Origin of the sequence: Paenibacillus solisilvae, assembly GCF_042656405.1 — a bacterium.
Taxonomy (GTDB): domain Bacteria; phylum Bacillota; class Bacilli; order Paenibacillales; family Paenibacillaceae; genus Paenibacillus_Z; species Paenibacillus_Z solisilvae.
In genome coordinates this window covers 86,341-103,206 of sequence record NZ_JBHSOW010000015.1, presented here as the reverse complement: position 1 = coordinate 103,206, position 16,866 = coordinate 86,341, and the positions used below count along the sequence as shown (strand labels likewise).

At 51.3% G+C, this 16,866-nt stretch carries 12 protein-coding genes and 1 other annotated feature; of the genes, 9 read left to right on the top strand and 3 right to left on the bottom strand.

From position 1 onward, the window contains the following. The first annotated feature begins 78 nt into the window (after positions 1-78). The 4 genes from ACFPYJ_RS03245 (at position 79) to ACFPYJ_RS03230 (ending at position 8,598) form a co-directional block, all read left to right on the top strand. Entirely contained in the window at positions 79-717 is a 639-nt protein-coding gene (locus tag ACFPYJ_RS03245; RefSeq protein ID WP_379186603.1) for a YcnI family copper-binding membrane protein, read from the top strand. A 170-nt stretch (positions 718-887) separates the two neighbouring features. Further along, positions 888-1,138, top strand: a binding site (T-box leader). 45 nt (positions 1,139-1,183) lie between these two features. Then, the gene (gene pheS, locus ACFPYJ_RS03240; RefSeq protein ID WP_379186602.1) at positions 1,184-2,215 is read left to right on the top strand and encodes a phenylalanine--tRNA ligase subunit alpha; all 1,032 of its coding nucleotides are present in this window, start codon (positions 1,184-1,186) and stop codon (positions 2,213-2,215) included. 15 nt (positions 2,216-2,230) lie between these two features. Then, positions 2,231-4,675 carry a phenylalanine--tRNA ligase subunit beta gene (gene pheT / locus ACFPYJ_RS03235; RefSeq protein ID WP_379186601.1) on the top strand — a complete coding sequence of 815 codons (2,445 nt, stop codon included), beginning with the start codon at positions 2,231-2,233 and terminating at the stop codon, positions 4,673-4,675. 329 nt (positions 4,676-5,004) lie between these two features. Continuing rightward, positions 5,005-8,598, top strand: coding sequence for a hypothetical protein (locus tag ACFPYJ_RS03230; protein ID WP_379186600.1), 3,594 nt, complete (start codon positions 5,005-5,007; stop codon positions 8,596-8,598). A 91-nt stretch (positions 8,599-8,689) separates the two neighbouring features. Here ACFPYJ_RS03230 and ACFPYJ_RS03225 read toward each other — a convergent pair whose 3' ends face one another. The 3 genes from ACFPYJ_RS03225 to ACFPYJ_RS03215 all read right to left on the bottom strand — a co-directional run bounded on the left by ACFPYJ_RS03225 (position 8,690) and on the right by ACFPYJ_RS03215 (position 10,728). Then, positions 8,690-9,370, bottom strand: coding sequence for an SDR family NAD(P)-dependent oxidoreductase (locus ACFPYJ_RS03225; protein WP_379186599.1), 681 nt, complete (start codon positions 9,368-9,370; stop codon positions 8,690-8,692). A gap of 209 nt (positions 9,371-9,579) precedes the next feature. Beyond that, complete coding sequence (locus ACFPYJ_RS03220; RefSeq protein ID WP_379186598.1) at positions 9,580-9,975, bottom strand: cupredoxin domain-containing protein; 396 nt, start codon at positions 9,973-9,975, stop codon at positions 9,580-9,582. 384 nt (positions 9,976-10,359) lie between these two features. Then, positions 10,360-10,728, bottom strand: coding sequence for a phage holin family protein (locus tag ACFPYJ_RS03215; protein ID WP_379186597.1), 369 nt, complete (start codon positions 10,726-10,728; stop codon positions 10,360-10,362). A gap of 249 nt (positions 10,729-10,977) precedes the next feature. Between ACFPYJ_RS03215 and ACFPYJ_RS03210 the strand changes: the two genes are divergently transcribed. The 5 genes from ACFPYJ_RS03210 to cysK all read left to right on the top strand — a co-directional run bounded on the left by ACFPYJ_RS03210 (position 10,978) and on the right by cysK (position 16,866). Further along, a complete protein-coding gene (locus ACFPYJ_RS03210) occupies positions 10,978-13,344 on the top strand; it encodes an endonuclease MutS2 (RefSeq protein ID WP_379186596.1) in 2,367 nt (788 codons plus the stop codon). Between the two features lie 35 nt (positions 13,345-13,379). Beyond that, positions 13,380-13,778, top strand: a complete 399-nt coding sequence (locus ACFPYJ_RS03205) for a DUF350 domain-containing protein (protein WP_379186815.1) — start codon at positions 13,380-13,382, stop codon at positions 13,776-13,778. A gap of 167 nt (positions 13,779-13,945) precedes the next feature. Beyond that, entirely contained in the window at positions 13,946-14,494 is a 549-nt protein-coding gene (locus tag ACFPYJ_RS03200; protein WP_379186595.1) for a hypothetical protein, read from the top strand. Positions 14,495-14,581: 87 nt separating this feature from the next. Further along, positions 14,582-15,904, top strand: a complete 1,323-nt coding sequence (locus ACFPYJ_RS03195; RefSeq protein ID WP_379186594.1) for an MFS transporter — start codon at positions 14,582-14,584, stop codon at positions 15,902-15,904. A 44-nt stretch (positions 15,905-15,948) separates the two neighbouring features. Further along, positions 15,949-16,866 (top strand): cysteine synthase A, encoded by a 918-nt coding sequence (gene cysK / locus ACFPYJ_RS03190; RefSeq protein ID WP_379186593.1) that lies wholly within the window; start codon positions 15,949-15,951, stop codon positions 16,864-16,866.

The window sequence follows — 16,866 nt, the reverse complement described above, 5'->3', positions numbered from 1 at the left end:
CCCTAAGGAGTCATGGCAATCAACTATGATCAGGGTATACTAGCTATTATGTGAGAAGATGAGAGGGGATATATCCAAATGAACCACATGAAAAAATGGTCAATGATGTGCATGACCGCATTGTCACTATTCATGTTTGCCGGCATCGCCAGCGCGCATGTAACCGTTCAACCCACAGAAACGACACAGGGCAGTTACGAGGTATTCACCGTCCGTGTTCCGAGCGAATCGGAGAATGTTTCGACGACCAGTGTTAAAGTAACCGTTCCGGGCAACGTTAAGGTTAGCCGCGTACAGCCTAAAGCAGGCTGGAAATACGTGCTGGAGAAAGACAGTGAGGGCTCGATTACTTCCATTACATGGACTACCGAAGGCTCAGGTCTCAGCCAGACCGAATTCGATGAGTTCCGGATTTCCGGTAAAGTAGCGGATGATGCCAAGGAGCTCACCTGGAAAGCCTACCAAACCTACAGCGACAAGAGCATTGTGGAATGGACCGGAGCACCTGATGCGGATCACCCTGCTTCTGTAACGGCTGTTTCGGCGGGAACCGGTGAAGGCGATGGTCACGGTGCTGCCGCTGCAGCGCCTGAAGCAGCAGCGGATAGCATGGACAGCGGTGACAGCAGCGACAAGCTGCCGCTTGTTCTTTCCATTATCGCTGTTGTTCTCGGTGCTGCCGCATTGATCGCAGCGCTTGCCCGCAAGAAACGCTAAACAAGAGGCCATTCCGAGGCTGATGACTCGGAATGGCTTTTTTAATGGGCAGAAAATGATGAAATTATGGGAAAAAGGATTTAAATAGAGCTTTTTATTAAAAAAATGCCATTTTTCAGCGCCAAAGCTTGCGAACTGGCAGGGTAATTATTTATAATAAAAAACATAAACGTAACGCGATGAGGAAGATAAGTACACAGTGCTTTTTTACAGGGAGAAGATGCCGTAGATTGAGAGCGTCTTTAGGAAATCAGGCTGTCGAAGTTCACTTCCGAGCAGTCTCTTGAAGACAGGCTTCCGCTTAAGGAGCTTGGGGTAGGGAGTACCGGTCATCCGGCCGATATCCGGATTAAGAGGAATTACGGGAAAGTAATACCGTAATTCGAATTTAGGGTGGTACCACGGTTCTTTCGTCCCTTTCGGGGAGAAAGGCCTTTTTTTATTTATAGAGAAGGGAATGGATGGAATGAAAGAGCGATTGGAAGCACTGCGGACAGAGGCGCTGCAGGAGCTGCAGCAGGTAGAGAATCCGCAGCAATTGAATGATCTTCGCATCAAATATTTGGGCAAGAAGGGCGCATTGACGGAGATTTTGCGTGGAATGGGCGCGCTTAGCGCAGAAGAGCGTCCGGTTATCGGTCAAGTGGGCAATGATGTAAGGGCTGCAATTGAAGAGGTCATCGAATCCAAGCAGTCCGCATTCCAGCAGGCCGAGACCGAGAACCGTCTTCGCGCGGAGACGATTGATGTTACGCTGCCGGGCAAGCCGCTCCCGAACGGGGCTGTTCATTCGCTCAATAAGGTTACACAGGAAATTGAGGATATCTTTATCGGGCTTGGCTACTCGGTCGCAGAAGGACCGGAAGTAGAAACCGACTACTTCAACTTCGAAGCTTTGAACCTGCCGAAGGACCATCCCGCGCGCGATATGCAGGATTCCTTCTATATTACCGATGAGATTCTGATGCGCACACAGACTTCTCCGGTTCAGATTCGTACGATGAAGGCGATGAACGGCAAGCCTGTAAAAGTGATCTGCCCTGGTAAAGTGTACCGCCGCGATGATGACGATGCGACACATTCCTTCCAATTCAATCAAATTGAAGGTTTGGTCGTTGGACCGAATATTCGCATGAGCGATCTGAAGGGTACGCTGCTGCAGTTCGTGCAGCTGATGTTCGGCAAGCAGGCGCAAATCCGTCTGCGTCCAAGCTTCTTCCCATTCACAGAACCGAGTGCGGAAGTGGATGTTACGTGCGCGCAATGCGGCGGATCCGGCTGCAAAATGTGTAAACAAACCGGCTGGCTGGAGATTCTCGGCTGCGGTATGGTTCACCCTCGCGTGCTTGAAATGGGCGGCTACGACCCTAAAGAAGTGAGCGGTTTTGCTTTTGGTATGGGTGTAGAGCGTATTGCGCTGCTTAAATACGGCATTGACGATATCCGTCATTTTTATACGAACGATCTGCGCTTCCTGAGCCAGTTTGTCCGAATGTAGAAGGAGGCAAAGACGATGAATGTTTCTTATAAATGGTTGAGTGAATATATCGATTTGAGCGGCTATACCGGCGAGCAGCTGGCAGAGCTGATGACTAGCGGCGGTATTGAGATTGACGTTGTTGAATCCCGTAATAAAGGGGTGACCGGCGTTGTCGTCGGCCATGTGTTGACGCGCGAGAAGCATCCGGATGCGGATAAGCTGAGTGTTTGTACGGTGGATGTAGGGGAAAGCGAGCCGCTGCAGATCGTTTGCGGAGCGAAGAATGTCGCTGCTGGACTGCTCGTACCGGTTGCTGTAATCGGCGCGAAGCTGCCAGGTGATTTTGCAATCAAACGCGCGAAGCTTCGCGGCGTAGAATCTCAAGGCATGATCTGCTCAGCCAAAGAACTGGGAATTAATGATAAGCTTCTGCCTAAGGAACAGCAGGAAGGTATTCTCGTGCTTCCTGAAGGTACGCCAATCGGAAAATCGATCCTGGATGTCCTTGCGATTGACGATGAGGTGCTGGAGCTGGATTTGACCCCGAACCGTTCCGACTGCCTCAGCATGCTCGGGGTGGCTTACGAGGTTGCCGCATTGACAGGCCGCCCGGTGAAGCTTCCGGCTAGCCAAATCAATGACTCCGCAGAGCAGGCTTCCGCACATATTTCGGTGCAGATCGATGCCAAGGAGCAGTGCACGCATTATGCGGCGCGTTACATTAAAGGTGTGAAGGTAGGTCCTGCTCCGCAGTGGATGCAGAACCGTCTGATCGCAGCCGGCATTCGCCCGATCAACAATGTGGTTGATATTACGAACTTTGTCCTTCTGGAGTACGGTCAGCCGCTGCATGCATTCGATGCAGACAAGGTTGCGGGCGGCCGCATCGTGGTTAGAATGGCTCATGAGGGCGAAACGCTGCTGACACTGGATGATCAGGAGCGTAAGCTTGAACCGCATATGCTGGTAATCACGGATGGCAAGCAGCCGATAGCTCTTGCTGGCGTAATGGGCGGAGCAAACTCGGAGGTTACCGATTCAACAGTTAATATTTTGCTGGAATCTGCTCGCTTTGACGGCGCGACGGTTCGCAAAACCTCTCGTCAAATTGGGCTGCGTTCTGAAGCGAGCATCCGTTTTGAGAAGGGTGTTGACCCGGCTCGCGTCGTGCCGGCGCTTGATCGTGCAGCATCCTTGCTGGCAAGCTGCGCAGATGGACATGTGCTTGAAGGCATCGTACAGGAAATAGCTGCGCTTCAAGCGGCAGCTGATGTGAAAGTGTCTTTGGATAAAATCAACCGTTATCTCGGAACGGAGCTCTCCAAGCTGGAAGTGGAAACGATCTTCAGACGGTTGCAATTCCCGTACGAGATGTCCATCGATGAGGTATTTACCGTGAAGGTTCCTTCCAGACGCGGAGATATTACGAGAGATGTGGATTTAATTGAAGAAGTGGCCCGTTTATTCGGCTACGACAACATTCCGACGACATCGATTGAAGGGGCGGCAACGGCAGGCGCACTTACCAAGCCTCAAGCTATCCGCCGCGAGCTGCGGGGCCGTCTCACAGATGCCGGTCTGCACGAGGTTATCAACTATTCGTTCACGCATCCGGACCGCACCAAGCTGTTCCCGGCACTGTCCGATGCTTCTGTACGGCCTGTCCGCCTTGCACTTCCTATGAGTGAGGATCGCAGTGTGCTTCGCACAAGCTTGCTCCCTCAACTGCTGGAAACAGCTTCCTATAACCGTAACCGCAAAAACGATGACGTGGCGATTTTTGAAATCGGCAGTGTTTTCCATACAGATGAAGAAGAACTGACCCGCTTGCCGCGTGAGAAGCATCGTCTTGCGGTGCTGCTCACAGGCAACCGGATTGCCGCCGGCTGGAACCGCAAAGCCGAAGCAGTCGATTTCTATGATGTAAAAGGGATTTTGGAGACCGTCGCGGATCTGCTCGGTGTAAGCAAATCCCTTCACTATGCGGCGGCTCAGCCTGAGCACATGCACCCGGGACGTACGGCTGCTGTTCAAATCGATACGGAGCGCGGCCGCGTAACAATCGGGTATATCGGTCAGGTGCATCCGACCGTTCAGATCGAGAATGATTTGAACGATGTCTATGTGCTTGAGCTTGAGCTTGAACCCCTCTATGATGCGGCTAATTTCCACATCGAATACCATGCGCTTCCTCGTTATCCGGCTATTCAGCGTGATATCGCAGTTGTGCTTGGGCGCGAGGTTGAAGCGGGTAAGCTGCTGGAGTCTGTTCGAGAGACGGCAGGCGAGCTTCTGGAGTCTGTTCAAGTGTTCGATATCTTCATGGGAGAGCGGCTTGGCGCTGATAAGAAAAGCGTCGCTTTATCCCTTGTGTACCGACATGTTGAGCGCACATTGACAGATGAAGAAGTAACAGAGCTTCACAGCCGTGTTGTAACAAAATTGGAACAATCTTTTGCCGCAGAATTGCGTAAATAGGCAGGAGATAACTAAAGCCGCATCGAATAAGTTCCTTGCGAACCGATATCGATGCGGCTTTTCCTTTCAGGTATGAAAACGTACGGTGCGGCAGCAGGAATTAATTGTAAATTAAAACTAAAATATCATTTATACGTAATGATTGTTAAAATATCAATGAAGCCTAGGCTTCCAGAATCGTTCTTCTGCTGCTGCCGATTATTTTGCAGGATCAGGAAGAACATACCAGAACAATGATTAGGCTTCCGAAGTAAGTTTTTGCTTGATGCTGCCGATAAATCCGCATCATCAGGCAGAGCCACGCAATAACTTTTAGGAGGAAATGCCCCATGGATGCTGCCGAACGGACACGTGTAACGGTTGATATATATGGTAATCAATTTAAGCTGACAGGGCATAACAACCCTGAATATATTAAACGGATTGCCGCTTTAGTTGATGAGAATATGAAGAAGCTGGCTAAGGGCTACCCCAGGCTGGATCTGCCCAAAATTGCTGTTCTAGCTGCTGTACATATGGCCGAGGACTGTTTAAGACTGAATCGTGAGAACGAGCAAATGCATATTACGGAGGAGCGCCGGATCGCAGCTGTTGCTGAATTGGAGCAAGCGATGCTGGTCGTAGACGCACTTCGGGAACAATTAGACGAGAGTCTGGTTCGCGCGGAGGAAGAGCTTGCACTTGAGCGTGAGTCTTCCAGGGAAGAGCTGGAGCTGATCAGCGCCGGCCTGCAGGGTAGAATGGAGAAAGCACTGCTTGAAGCAGAAGAGACTCTCTCAAAAGAAAGAGAGAGAGCGGTTGCAGAGCTGGAAATGCAGCGCGAGGAGCATCTTCTCGAGCTTGAGATCTATCGTGAAGAGCATAATGCAGAATTAGAGCGGGTCCGCGAAGAGCAGATTGCAGCAATTGAGCGCTTGCGGCAGGAACAACATGCAGCGCGTGAAGCTGCAGCAGCCGAGCTTGCAAGGGTCCGTGAGGAGCTGGGTGCGGAGCTCGCGAAAGAGCAGGACGCGGCAGCTGCTAACCTGGCGCGGGCGCTTGCAGATCAGAGTGCTGAACGTGAAACTGCAGCAGCGCTGCTGGTACAAGTCCGTGAAGAATATGATGTTAAGCTTGCAAGCGCAGATGAAGAACAGAAAGCTGCAATTGAACGAATACGCGAAGAACAGAATGCAGAGCTGGAACGGGTACATGATAAGCATCTTGCGGAGCTGGAGCATGTCCAAAGACAGCTAAGCGGGGAGCTTGCGCAGCTGCAGGCCGAGCAGGATGCTGAGCGGGCATCGGCGCAAGAAGCGCGGGAAGCGTTGCTTGCTGAGCTTGAACATGTACGTGCGGAGCTAAGCGCGGAGCTTGATATGGAGCGTGAAGCGGCGAAGGAAGCGCGCGAAGCCGCGGCAGCTCAGTTCGAGCAGCAGCGAATCGAGCGTGAGCAAGAACGTGATGCAGCAGCAGCTGAGCTTATGCGTGTACGCGAAGAGCTGAGGATTGAGCTGGAGCTGGAGCGTGAAGCGGCGAAGGAAGCGAGCGAAGCCGCGGAAGCAAAGCTCAGCCAGCTGCTTGGCGAGCAGGATCAAGAGCGTGCAGCGGCAGCTGCTGAGCTTACGCGTGTGCGCGAGGAGCTGAGGATCGAGCTGGAGCTGGAGCGTGAAGGGGCGAAGGAAGCGAGCGAAGCCGCGGAAGCAAAGTTCAGCCAGCTGCTTGGCGAGCAGGATCAAGAGCGTGCAGCGGCAGCTGCTGAGCTTACGCGTGTACGCGAAGAGCTGAGGATCGAGCTGGAGCTGGAGCGTGAAGGGGCGAAGGAAGCGAGCGAAGCCGCGGAAGCAAAGCTTAGCCAACTGCTTGGCGAGCAGGATCAAGAGCGTGCAGCGGCAGCTGCTGAGCTTACGCGTGTTCGCGATGAATTAAGCTTGGAGCTGGAACTGGAGCATGAGGCGCTGAAAGAAGCGCAGCAAGCTGTGATCAAGCAGGCCGAACAGCATGCGAGGGAGCAGGCGCAAGTTCGGGCTGCAGTGGCTGCAGAGCTTGCTCGCGTCCGCGCGGAGTTGAATGCGGAACGTGAGGCAGAGCGTGCCGAAGCTAAAGCTGAACTCGAGCGGGTCAGCGGAGCGTTATGCGAGGAACTGGAGAACGAGCGCGGAGCCGCTTATGCAGAGCTTGAACGCTTGCGGGAAGAACATGATTCCGAGCGTGAGGCGGCTCGATTCGAGCAGGAAAGAGCGCTTAACGAACTACAAGCGGAGCTTGAGCGCCTGCACAAGGAGCAATTGGCGGAGCGTGAAGCGGGCGCCGCTCAGCTGGAGCAAGTGAGCACAGATCTGCGGGCGGAGCTGGAACTCGAACGTGAGCTGCAGGCATTGGCTGCTGCTGAGGCAGTTGCGGAGCGCGAAGCGTCGCAGGCGGAGCTTGCTCGCGTGCGGGCGGAGCTGGAAGCGCAGCGGGACAGCGAGCGCGAAGCGTCGCAGGCGGAGCTTGAGCGCATGCGAGCGGAGCTGGAAGCGCAGCGGGACAGTGAGCGCGAAGCGTCGCAGGCGGAGCTTGCTCGCGTGCGAGAGGAGCTGGAAGCGCAGCGGGACAGCGAGCGCGAAGCGTCGCAGGCGGAGCTTGCTCGCGTGCGAGAGGAGCTGGAGCTGGAAAAAGAGCTCCAAGAGCTTGCTGCAGCTGAAGCTTTGGAGGAACAAGAGCGCGTGCGCACAGAGCTGCGTGAGCAGCTTGAAGCCCGTTCTTCTGCTGAGGCTGAGCTGGAGCGCGTAAGAATTGCTGCTAGAGAGCGGCTGGATCGATTGCGTAACGAAGCGGAGCGTGCAGCAGCTCAGGCAGTTGAGGCTGAGAAGCAGGCTGCAGCAGCGGCTGCTGAGTTAGCAATCAGTCAAGCCGAAGCGGCTGAGGAGCTTGAACGCACTCGTGCAGAATGGAATGCTATGCTGGAGCAGGAGCGAGAGTCAGCTCAAGCGCTGCTCGTACAAGCAAAACAAGAGAGCGAGGAAGCTGCCGCGAGTGCTGCTAAATTAACCGCTGAGCTGGCAGACTACCAAAAACAAGCGGCGCAGCGTAAACAAGCTTACCGTGATGAGCTTGACCGGCGTGCGGAGCTTTGGGAACAGGAACGTGAACAGCTCACACAGCAGCTGAAGCAGGCGCAAAGTGATTTCGATGCCGTTCAAACGCGGCTTTCCTCTCAATTAGAAGAAGCGGAGTTTGCTGTGCTCGAATCTTCCGAGCAAGAAGAAGAGCTTCGTGCAGCGCTGGAACGGGTGGAGCGAGATATGCGTGAGCAGGAAGCCCAGGCTCTGAACGTACAGCGTCAATTTACGGAGCTCAGTCAGAAGGAAAATCGTCATAAGCAATCAATGGAACAGCAGGAGAAGCTGATTACCGAGCTGAATGATCAGCTTGCCGATGCGAAAAGAATGGCAGATGAATCCGATCAGCAGCAGCGTCAAATAGCCAAGCAGAGCGAGCGTCTACTGGAAGAGTATGAGAAGCTGAAAGCAGAATCGGCCGTGCTGGGTGAAAGACTTCAATTGGCAGAAGAACGTTCGGCTGATTTAATGAACGAAGCCAAGTATCAGATGGCAGAGGCGGAGCGGACAGCACAAGAAGCTGCAGAGCAGGCTGATCAAAGGGTGAGTGAAGTTTTTGCGGAGATTGAACTGGCGAAGCGTGAAGCTGCGGCACATGCAGAAGCTGAGGCAGGAATGCTCGAGCAGCTGCTGCTGAGCGAACAGGAAACAAGTGAGGCAAGGGAGAGAGCGCTGCAAATCAGCGGACGTATCACGGAGCTTGAAGCGGAGCTGGCAGACGCTGCTGCGCTTAAGGAATTCCACGATAAGCTGCAGATTGAGCATGGGAAGCTGAAGATCGAATATTCCAAGCTGCAAACTGAATATAATGAGTGGATTGAACTAATGGAAAAGAACTGATAGCCCTTATTCGAAATAGATTTCACTTATCAGATTAAAAGGCTGCCAACTTCAACGGAAGTTAAGCAGCCTTTTACTGTGTCTACCTGCATTAATAATTAACCAGCGTACCAGTCTCGCCATCTTGAGGCAAAGATGCAAGTCGAATCAAATGAGGTGTGACGACTAGCGGATCTTTTCCGGTTGCATGCATTTCAGTACGCAAAGTTCCTGGATTAAAGCTATTAGCAAGAATGCCATAATCATTTTCTTCATCTGCTGTTGTGCGCGTTAGTGATTCTAACCCGGCTTTTGAAGCGCTGTAAGCTGCGTACCCGCCAGCCCCATTCCAGGCCAGCCCGGAGGTAATGTTGACAATGCGCCCATAGCGCGCTCTGCGCATGACGGGAAGTACCGCTTTCGTCAATAAGAAAGGTCCGGTCAAATTGGTAGCAATTTGACGTGTCCACTCCTCAATCGTTAATTCAATGACCTGTCCGGGCTCGAAGGATGCTGCGTTATTAATCAATATGTCCACTTGTCCGAATGTACGTACGGCTGTCTCGACTGCATAATCAATTTCTTGAGGAACGGCAACATCTGTCTGGAGCGCCAATACCCTTCCAAGCCCTTGTTGTTCTTCAATTATTGCCGCTGTTTCGTCAAGCTTATTCTGTCGTCGACCAAGGAGTACGATGTTTGCGCCTTGCTGTGCGAAAGAGATGGCTGCTGCCCGGCCAAGCCCAGTTCCTGCGCCGCTGATTATAGCGGTTCTTCCATCTAGAACACCCATGGATCCCGCCTCCGTTTCATTTGACGTCGTTGTTAATATTGTAACAAACATACGACTTAGCGGGGAATAGGCGGGCCATAAGTCTTTCTTATGCGATTAATAAGCTGAACCCACAAAAGAATATCCGGGCAGAAATAATGGTAAAAGTTGATAGGTAAAAAATAACCCGCTTGTGAATTTGATTCACAAGCGGGTTTGAACGGTTGGTATTATTCAACGACGATTTTGGCTACCATTTTAGAGTGGCCGGTGCCGCACATCACATTGCATTGAAATTCATATTCACCGGCGTCATTAATTGTGACAACCTCTGATTTGCCGGCATCCAGTTTAACATTCAGGTCAGGTATTGAAATACCATGAATGCCATCTGACGAATCGAGGGTGATCTTGGTTGCTTCGCCTTTTTTGATCTTGTAGACAGGCTGATCAAATTTAAATCTCGAAGCTTCAATTACCAGCTCAGTCGATGCGGCTGTTCCCGGCTCTTCCACACCGCTGTTATTCGCTGATGCAGGAGCTGCATCATTATTCTTCGAACCGCATGCGGCTAATACAAGCACAGTAGCTGCCAACAAGAAGACAAGCAGTAAACCTTTTTTCATTTTTGAATCCCCCTAAAAGTTTTTGCGAGGCTTTGCCTCTTGTGCCTGTACAGGGCACAATACAGTAAAAACGGACGCCTTAAGCATATGCTAAGTTTTTGCGAGGCTTTGCCTCTTGTGCCCGTGCAGGGCACAATGCAGTTAAAACGGACGCCGTAAGCAGATGCTAAGTTTTTGCAAGCACTTAAGCATGTCTATTATACCGTTAATTGGATAAAATTACTGTGTCGAACTCATGAATCCTCTTGAACCATTCATGAACGGCGTGTGCCGGATCCTTATCGGTAAGCAAGGAAAAACCGGGCGGAACGCTGCGTTCCATTCGCCCGGTTCTCGTATTGCAGCTTGCTGAACACCTTACTGTCCAGTAGGAGGACAGTCTGCTTAGTCACGGTTACGATGGTCGCTCCTGCCTGCCTCATACGGGGTGCTCACTGGAATGAACAAGTCAATTATACCGATGACTAACGCTGCCAGGATGGCCCCAAGCCATGTGACAGATACGCCGCCGACGATAAATTGAGCAATCCAGATGACGACGGCGCTTGCCAGGAAACCAACAATACCGCGTCCGAAAGGACTCACCCGTTTGCCGAAGATCCCTTCGACAATCCAGCCCAGCGCGGCAATGACAAGTGCAAGGAACAATGCGCTCCAGAAACCGCCAACGCTGAACTGAGGAACAATATAACCGACGATCATAAGCACAATCGCTGCAACGATAAAACGAACTACGTGACCTAAAAAATGCATGCATAAACCTCCTTAAAGTTCTCCAAAGGAAAACGTAATTAAACCGTGATTCCTGTATGGTGTCTCTTCGGGCCATACAAAGAATCTAACCGGACAGCTAATCGACAGATTGCAATCCTCGCATTGCTTTCCTTCTTAGCTGCAACAATTATTGTTTCCTGCTTTTCATTCGTCATACATGGGAGCTTACGGCATGGCATACGTTGTATGCATCGGCTATAATAAGGAACGAGAGGGGTTGTACTCACTGTGGATGACAAAATATTACAAACATTAGAATATGCGAAAATTGTATATAAATTAACTCAGCACGCAGCAACATCTCTTGGTAAAGCCGCGGCTGAGGCTGTACGTCCGAGCTCGGACCTGGAAGAAGTAAAGCGGCTGCTGCAAATTACGGATGAAGCCTACAAGGCGGATCGTCTGAAAGGCAGTGCACCGTTTGGCGGCGTTGTCGATATTCGCGCTTCTGTGCTTCGTTCCCGGATCGGCGGGACCCTTAGCCCGTCCGAGCTGCTGGAAATTGCAGAAACGGTACGCGGCGGAAGACGTTTGAAGCGTCATGTTCTGCAGCTACATGATGATGACGCCGTTCCTATGCTTGCTGCAATGGCAGAGCAGCTTACAGAGCACAAGACGCTCGAGGATGCGATATTAAACTGTATTGATGAACAAGCAGAGGTGATGGATAGTGCAAGCTCCGAACTCGCTTCCATTCGTCGTGAGCTCAGGGCCGGCAGTGCACGTGTAAGGGAGAAGCTGGAACAAATGATCCGCTCTTCTTCCGTACAGAAAATGCTGCAGGATGCTATTGTTACTATACGTAATGATCGTTTTGTTATACCGGTGAAACAAGAATACCGTTCTAACTTTGGCGGTATCATTCATGATCAATCCGGCTCCGGCGCAACGTTATTTATTGAGCCGGAAGCGATTGTGGTGATGAACAATAAGCTGCGTGAGCTGCGGCTGGCCGAAGTAAGGGAAATCGAGAAAATTCTTCAAAAGCTCACGGCTCAAACAGCCGATTATGCCGAAGATTTGCTTATGGACAGCGATCTGCTGGGTGCGCTCGATTTTGCTTTTGCCAAAGGTCGTCTGGCTCATCAGATGGGAGCGACTTTGCCGCGCATGAATGACCGCGGTTATTTGAAGCTGCGCAGAGGACGCCACCCGCTGCTTGCGCGGGAACAAGTTGTTCCAATTGATGTGGAGTTAGGTAACAATTATACAGCAATCATCGTGACGGGTCCGAATACGGGAGGGAAAACCGTATCGCTCAAAACCATCGGCTTGCTTAGTTTGATGGCGATGACAGGCATGTTCGTTCCGGCCGAGGATGGCAGCCAGCTTTGCGTCTTTGATGCGATATATGCCGATATCGGCGATGAACAGAGCATCGAACAGAATTTAAGTACGTTTTCCAGCCATTTAACGAACATCATCCGCATATTAAACAATATGACGCCAAAAAGTTTGGTTCTCCTAGATGAGCTTGGCGCAGGGACGGATCCAGCCGAAGGCTCGGCGCTTGCGATTGCCATGCTTGAGCATATGCATAGTCTCGGCTGCCGAATCGTAGCGACGACTCACTATAGTGAACTGAAAGCCTATGCATATAACCGCAAAGGCGTCATCAATGCCAGCATGGAATTCGATGTCCAGACATTAAGCCCAACCTACCGCCTGCTTGTCGGTGTTCCTGGCCGGAGCAATGCTTTTGCGATTGCTGAGCGGTTGGGGCTTCAAAAGTCGATTATTGATCATGCCCGCGGTGAGGTAAGTGAAGAAGATCTTCGCGTCGAGACAATGATCGCTTCCCTGGAGGAGAACCGGATCGGAGCGGAGACGGAACGTCAGACGGCAGAAGCGCTGCGAAAAGAAATGGAAGCGCAGCAGGCCCGCCATGAAGCGGAGCACGAGCGCTTTAATGAACAGCGTGATAAGCTGATGGCCAAAGCGCAGGAGGAAGCTCGCGAAGCGATTGTTAAGGCCAAACGCGAAGCCGAGCAAATTATTGCGGAGCTGCGCCAGCTCGCCAAAGAAGAAGGCGGAGCCGTTAAGGATCATAAATTGATTGAAGCAAGGCGGAAGCTGGATGAAGCCGTTCCTGAGCTTCACAAGTCAACGAAAACGGCCAAATCCAAAGCAGCCAAACAGCAGCGTATCGAGAACGGCGATGAGGTTATGGTATACAGCTTGGGTCAACGGGGTCATGTCGTCGAGCTGAATGGCAATGATGCGCTGGTGCAGCTTGGGATTTTGAAGATGAAGGTATCCGTTGGAGATTTGGAGCTGGTTAAGCGGGCGGAGACGGCAAAGGCACAGCAGCCTAAGCTGGCCGCCACCTTGAAGAGAACACGTGATGAGAACGTCCGGATGGAACTCGATCTGCGGGGAGCCAATTTAGAAGAAGCGATTGTAGAAGTGGATCGATTCCTCGATGAAGGGTTTCTTGCCGGACTTGGCCAAATTTATATCATTCATGGCAAGGGAACGGGTATCCTGCGAACCGGCATCAGTGATTTCCTCAGACGGCACAAACATGTGAAGAGCTATCGTCTGGGAAATTACGGTGAAGGCGGCACAGGGGTTACTGTTGCAGAGCTGAAATAAAGGGGAGATTTATAGTGGAGCAAGAAATTGATACTATGCTTAGCAATCATTTTGCTGCATCGCTTGTTTATGTATCGGTAGCTGTTCTTGCGCTCATTATCTTCTTGTATTTGTTCGAATTTGTAACTCGGTACAAATGCTGGCATGAAATAAAAAAGGGGAATCTTGCGGTTGCGATGGCAACGGGAGGTAAGATATTCGGGATATGCAATATCTTCCGATTCTCCATTGAGGCCAATGAAACGGTATATGCGAGCTTGACGTGGGCAACATTCGGATTTGCCCTGCTGCTCGCTGCTTATTTTTTATTCGAATTCCTAACGCCCGTTTTCCGGATTGATGATGAAATACAGAAGGATAACCGGGCGGTAGGCTTTATTGCAATGGTGATTGCAGCAGCCCTTTCCTATGTGATCGGTGCAACGGTCGCTTAGCAATAAAGATTGGAAATGTGTAGCGAAGGGAAGGGCAGCCGCCGCTTATGAAATATTTATGGGGAACTTTATTCGTGCTAGCCGCACTTTTTGTTGTGCTTGGCGTTATTTATTTACTACAATAGATGTCAATATCTATAAGTCGTACGGAAGCGGAGGAAACGGTAATGGATGAGGAGCAAACGATTTGTCCGTGGTGTCATACGGAAATTAGATGGGATGAGGAGCTCGGACCGGAGCAGCATTGCCCGCACTGCGGCAATGAACTTTCCGGTTATCGTACGCTCAAGCTGGGGCTCGATGACGAGGATGAAGAAGAGGTAGAAGAAGTAGAAGAGGAAGTCGATTGGGAAGAAGAAAAGTCGTACCGTACGCAGCGTGAAGCTGTGCTTGGCGATGTATCGGAATTAAGACAATACAGCCGTGATCGCCTTGCGCTTGATGAAACCATGGAGCGGATTCTGGATGATCAGCTCGAAGCTCCGGAATGTCCGTCTTGTCAGGAGTATATGCTTGATATCGGAACGAATGATGTAACAAGCGATCAATTTACACCACGAATTCCGGAAGCCCTTCAGGCACCGCTGCTGTCACCTCCGTTCAAGGTTGTGATGTATGTCTGTCCGTCCTGCTTCCATTCCGTCAATCGACTCAGCCCGCAGGATCAAGAACGTCTAGTACGATCACTGGCAAAGGCCGCAGCCGATAATCAATAACTTCTCTTTCCAGCATGCAGATGCCGCTTTGGGGGTAACTTACTTGAAGAAACTTCGCAAAGTGCGGTGCTGATGGGAGGATTTAGCTTGGAAAAAGGTAAACATTCGGTAAAATCCAGATGGGCGGCAGCAGGAGCGGATACCGATAAACTGCGTACAACTTCATTTGGCAAAGATGAAGGCCGTCGATCACAAGGACGAGCTTTAGACAGTCAAGCCATACTGCTGCTTGCGGTACAAGGACTTCTCGGAATTGCCAACGCTTTATCCGGAACTTTTCTGCCGATCTATCTCTGGAAGGCCAGCCAGTCGCTTGCTTTAATCGGGTGGTTCAATTTTAGCCAGTATGTAGTCAGCGGTTTAACCTTTTGGCTGGCCGGCAAGTGGGTAAAGGAACATAATAAGATGAACAGCCTCCGGCTCGGCGTCGCGCTGTCCGGAGTTTTTTATTTTATCGTGCTTTTGCTCGGCAAGTCCGCGGTTGCGTACGCGATACCGCTGGGTATGTTTAATGGACTTTCACTTGGACTCTTCTGGGTTGCTTTTAACGTCGTTTATTTTGAAATTACAGAGCCGGGCAATCGCGACCGCTTTAATGGGTGGGCGGGGCTGCTGGGTTCAGGTGCGGGTATTATTGCGCCTTGGATATCGGGCTTTCTGATTACTGCTAATAAAGGGGAACGCGGTTATACCATTATTTTCACGATATCCGCCATCACTTATGCTATTGCTGCTGTATTAAGCTTCTGGCTGAAGAAACGTGCGGCAAATGGACATTACGAATGGCTTCACGGGATTAGACAGCTGCGGCAAAAGGGAAACCCCTGGCGGCTAGCCGTGCCCGCTATCATTGCTCAAGGGGTACGCGAGGGCGTGTTTATGTTTCTGGTCGGTCTGCTGGTCTATATGGCAACCACGAATGAACAGAAGCTGGGTAACTTTTCTTTGCTTACATCGCTTGTAGCGCTTATCAGTTTCTGGATCATCGGAAAGGTGTTGACTCCGCCGCGGAGAAAGACAGCTATGATGCTCGGTACCTTTGCGATTACGCTCGTTATTCTGCCCTTGTTTTGGCCTTTAAGTTACGGTACTTTACTCTGGTTTGGCCTTGGAACGGCCTTATTCATGCCGCTCTATATCATTCCCATGACGTCAACCGTATTTGATCTTATAGGCCGAGACGAACAGAGCGCGAAGCAGCGTGAGGAATTTATTATTCTGCGTGAAGCTGGACTGACAATTGGACGAGTGATTGGCATTTCTGCTTATTTGGTGGTACTTCCATTTGTCAGCCACTCACCGCAAACGGTACCTTGGCTCATGCTGGCCGTGGGGGCTTTTCCTATCGTGAGCTGGCTGCTGATGCGCAATTTCTTGCGGCCGCAGAGCCGGGAACCATTGAAGCGGTAATGGGATGCATGTTGATATGAAAGAATGAAAGTGAGGGGAGCACTGTGGCCCGAATTGTGAATCAAATAACAGAGCTGATTGGTCAAACACCTGTGTTCCGCCTCCAACGGCTTGTTAGGCAGGGAGATGCGGAGGTACTCGTGAAGCTGGAGAGGTTCAATCCAAGCGGCAGTGTCAAAGACAGAGCGGCCTCCTCCTTGATAAGTGCCGCTGAACAGCAGGGCCTCATCAAACCCGGGGATACGATCATTGAGCCGACAAGCGGCAATACGGGCATCGGTCTTGCAATGAACGCCGCTGCAAAGGGCTATAAGCTTATTCTGATCATGCCGGATAACATGTCGAAGGAGCGAATTGGTTTATTGAAGGCCTATGGTGCTGAGGTTGTTCTCACTCCGGCAGCAGAACGAATGCCGGGAGCGATTCACAAGGCAAAAGAGCTGCAAACACAGCTTCCGGGGAGCTTCATTCCTAACCAATTTGAGAATGCAGCGAACCCCGATATTCATCGTGTGACGACTGCTCCGGAAATATTGGAGCAGACGGATGGCAGGCTCGATGTTTTTATCGCAACTGCAGGAACGGGTGGAACGATTACAGGTACAGGGGAATCGTTGAAAGCAGCTATACCCGGATTATATGTAGTTGTGGTAGAACCTCAAGGCTCTCCGGTTCTCTCTGGGGGTAAGCCTGGGCCGCATAAGCTTGTTGGAACCAGTCCCGGATTTATTCCTTCTATATTGAATACCTCCGTCTATGACGAAATTGTTCAGGTTTCTGATGAGCATGCACTGGATACGATGCGGCAGCTTGCCAGATTAGAAGGTCTCCTTCTTGGTCCATCCTCCGGTGCCGCGGTATGGGCGGCCTTACAGCAGGCCCGCCGCATTGGAGCAGGCGGGCGTGTGTTATGCATTGCACCAGATAGCGGAGAAAGATATTTAAGTATGGGTATCTTCTAA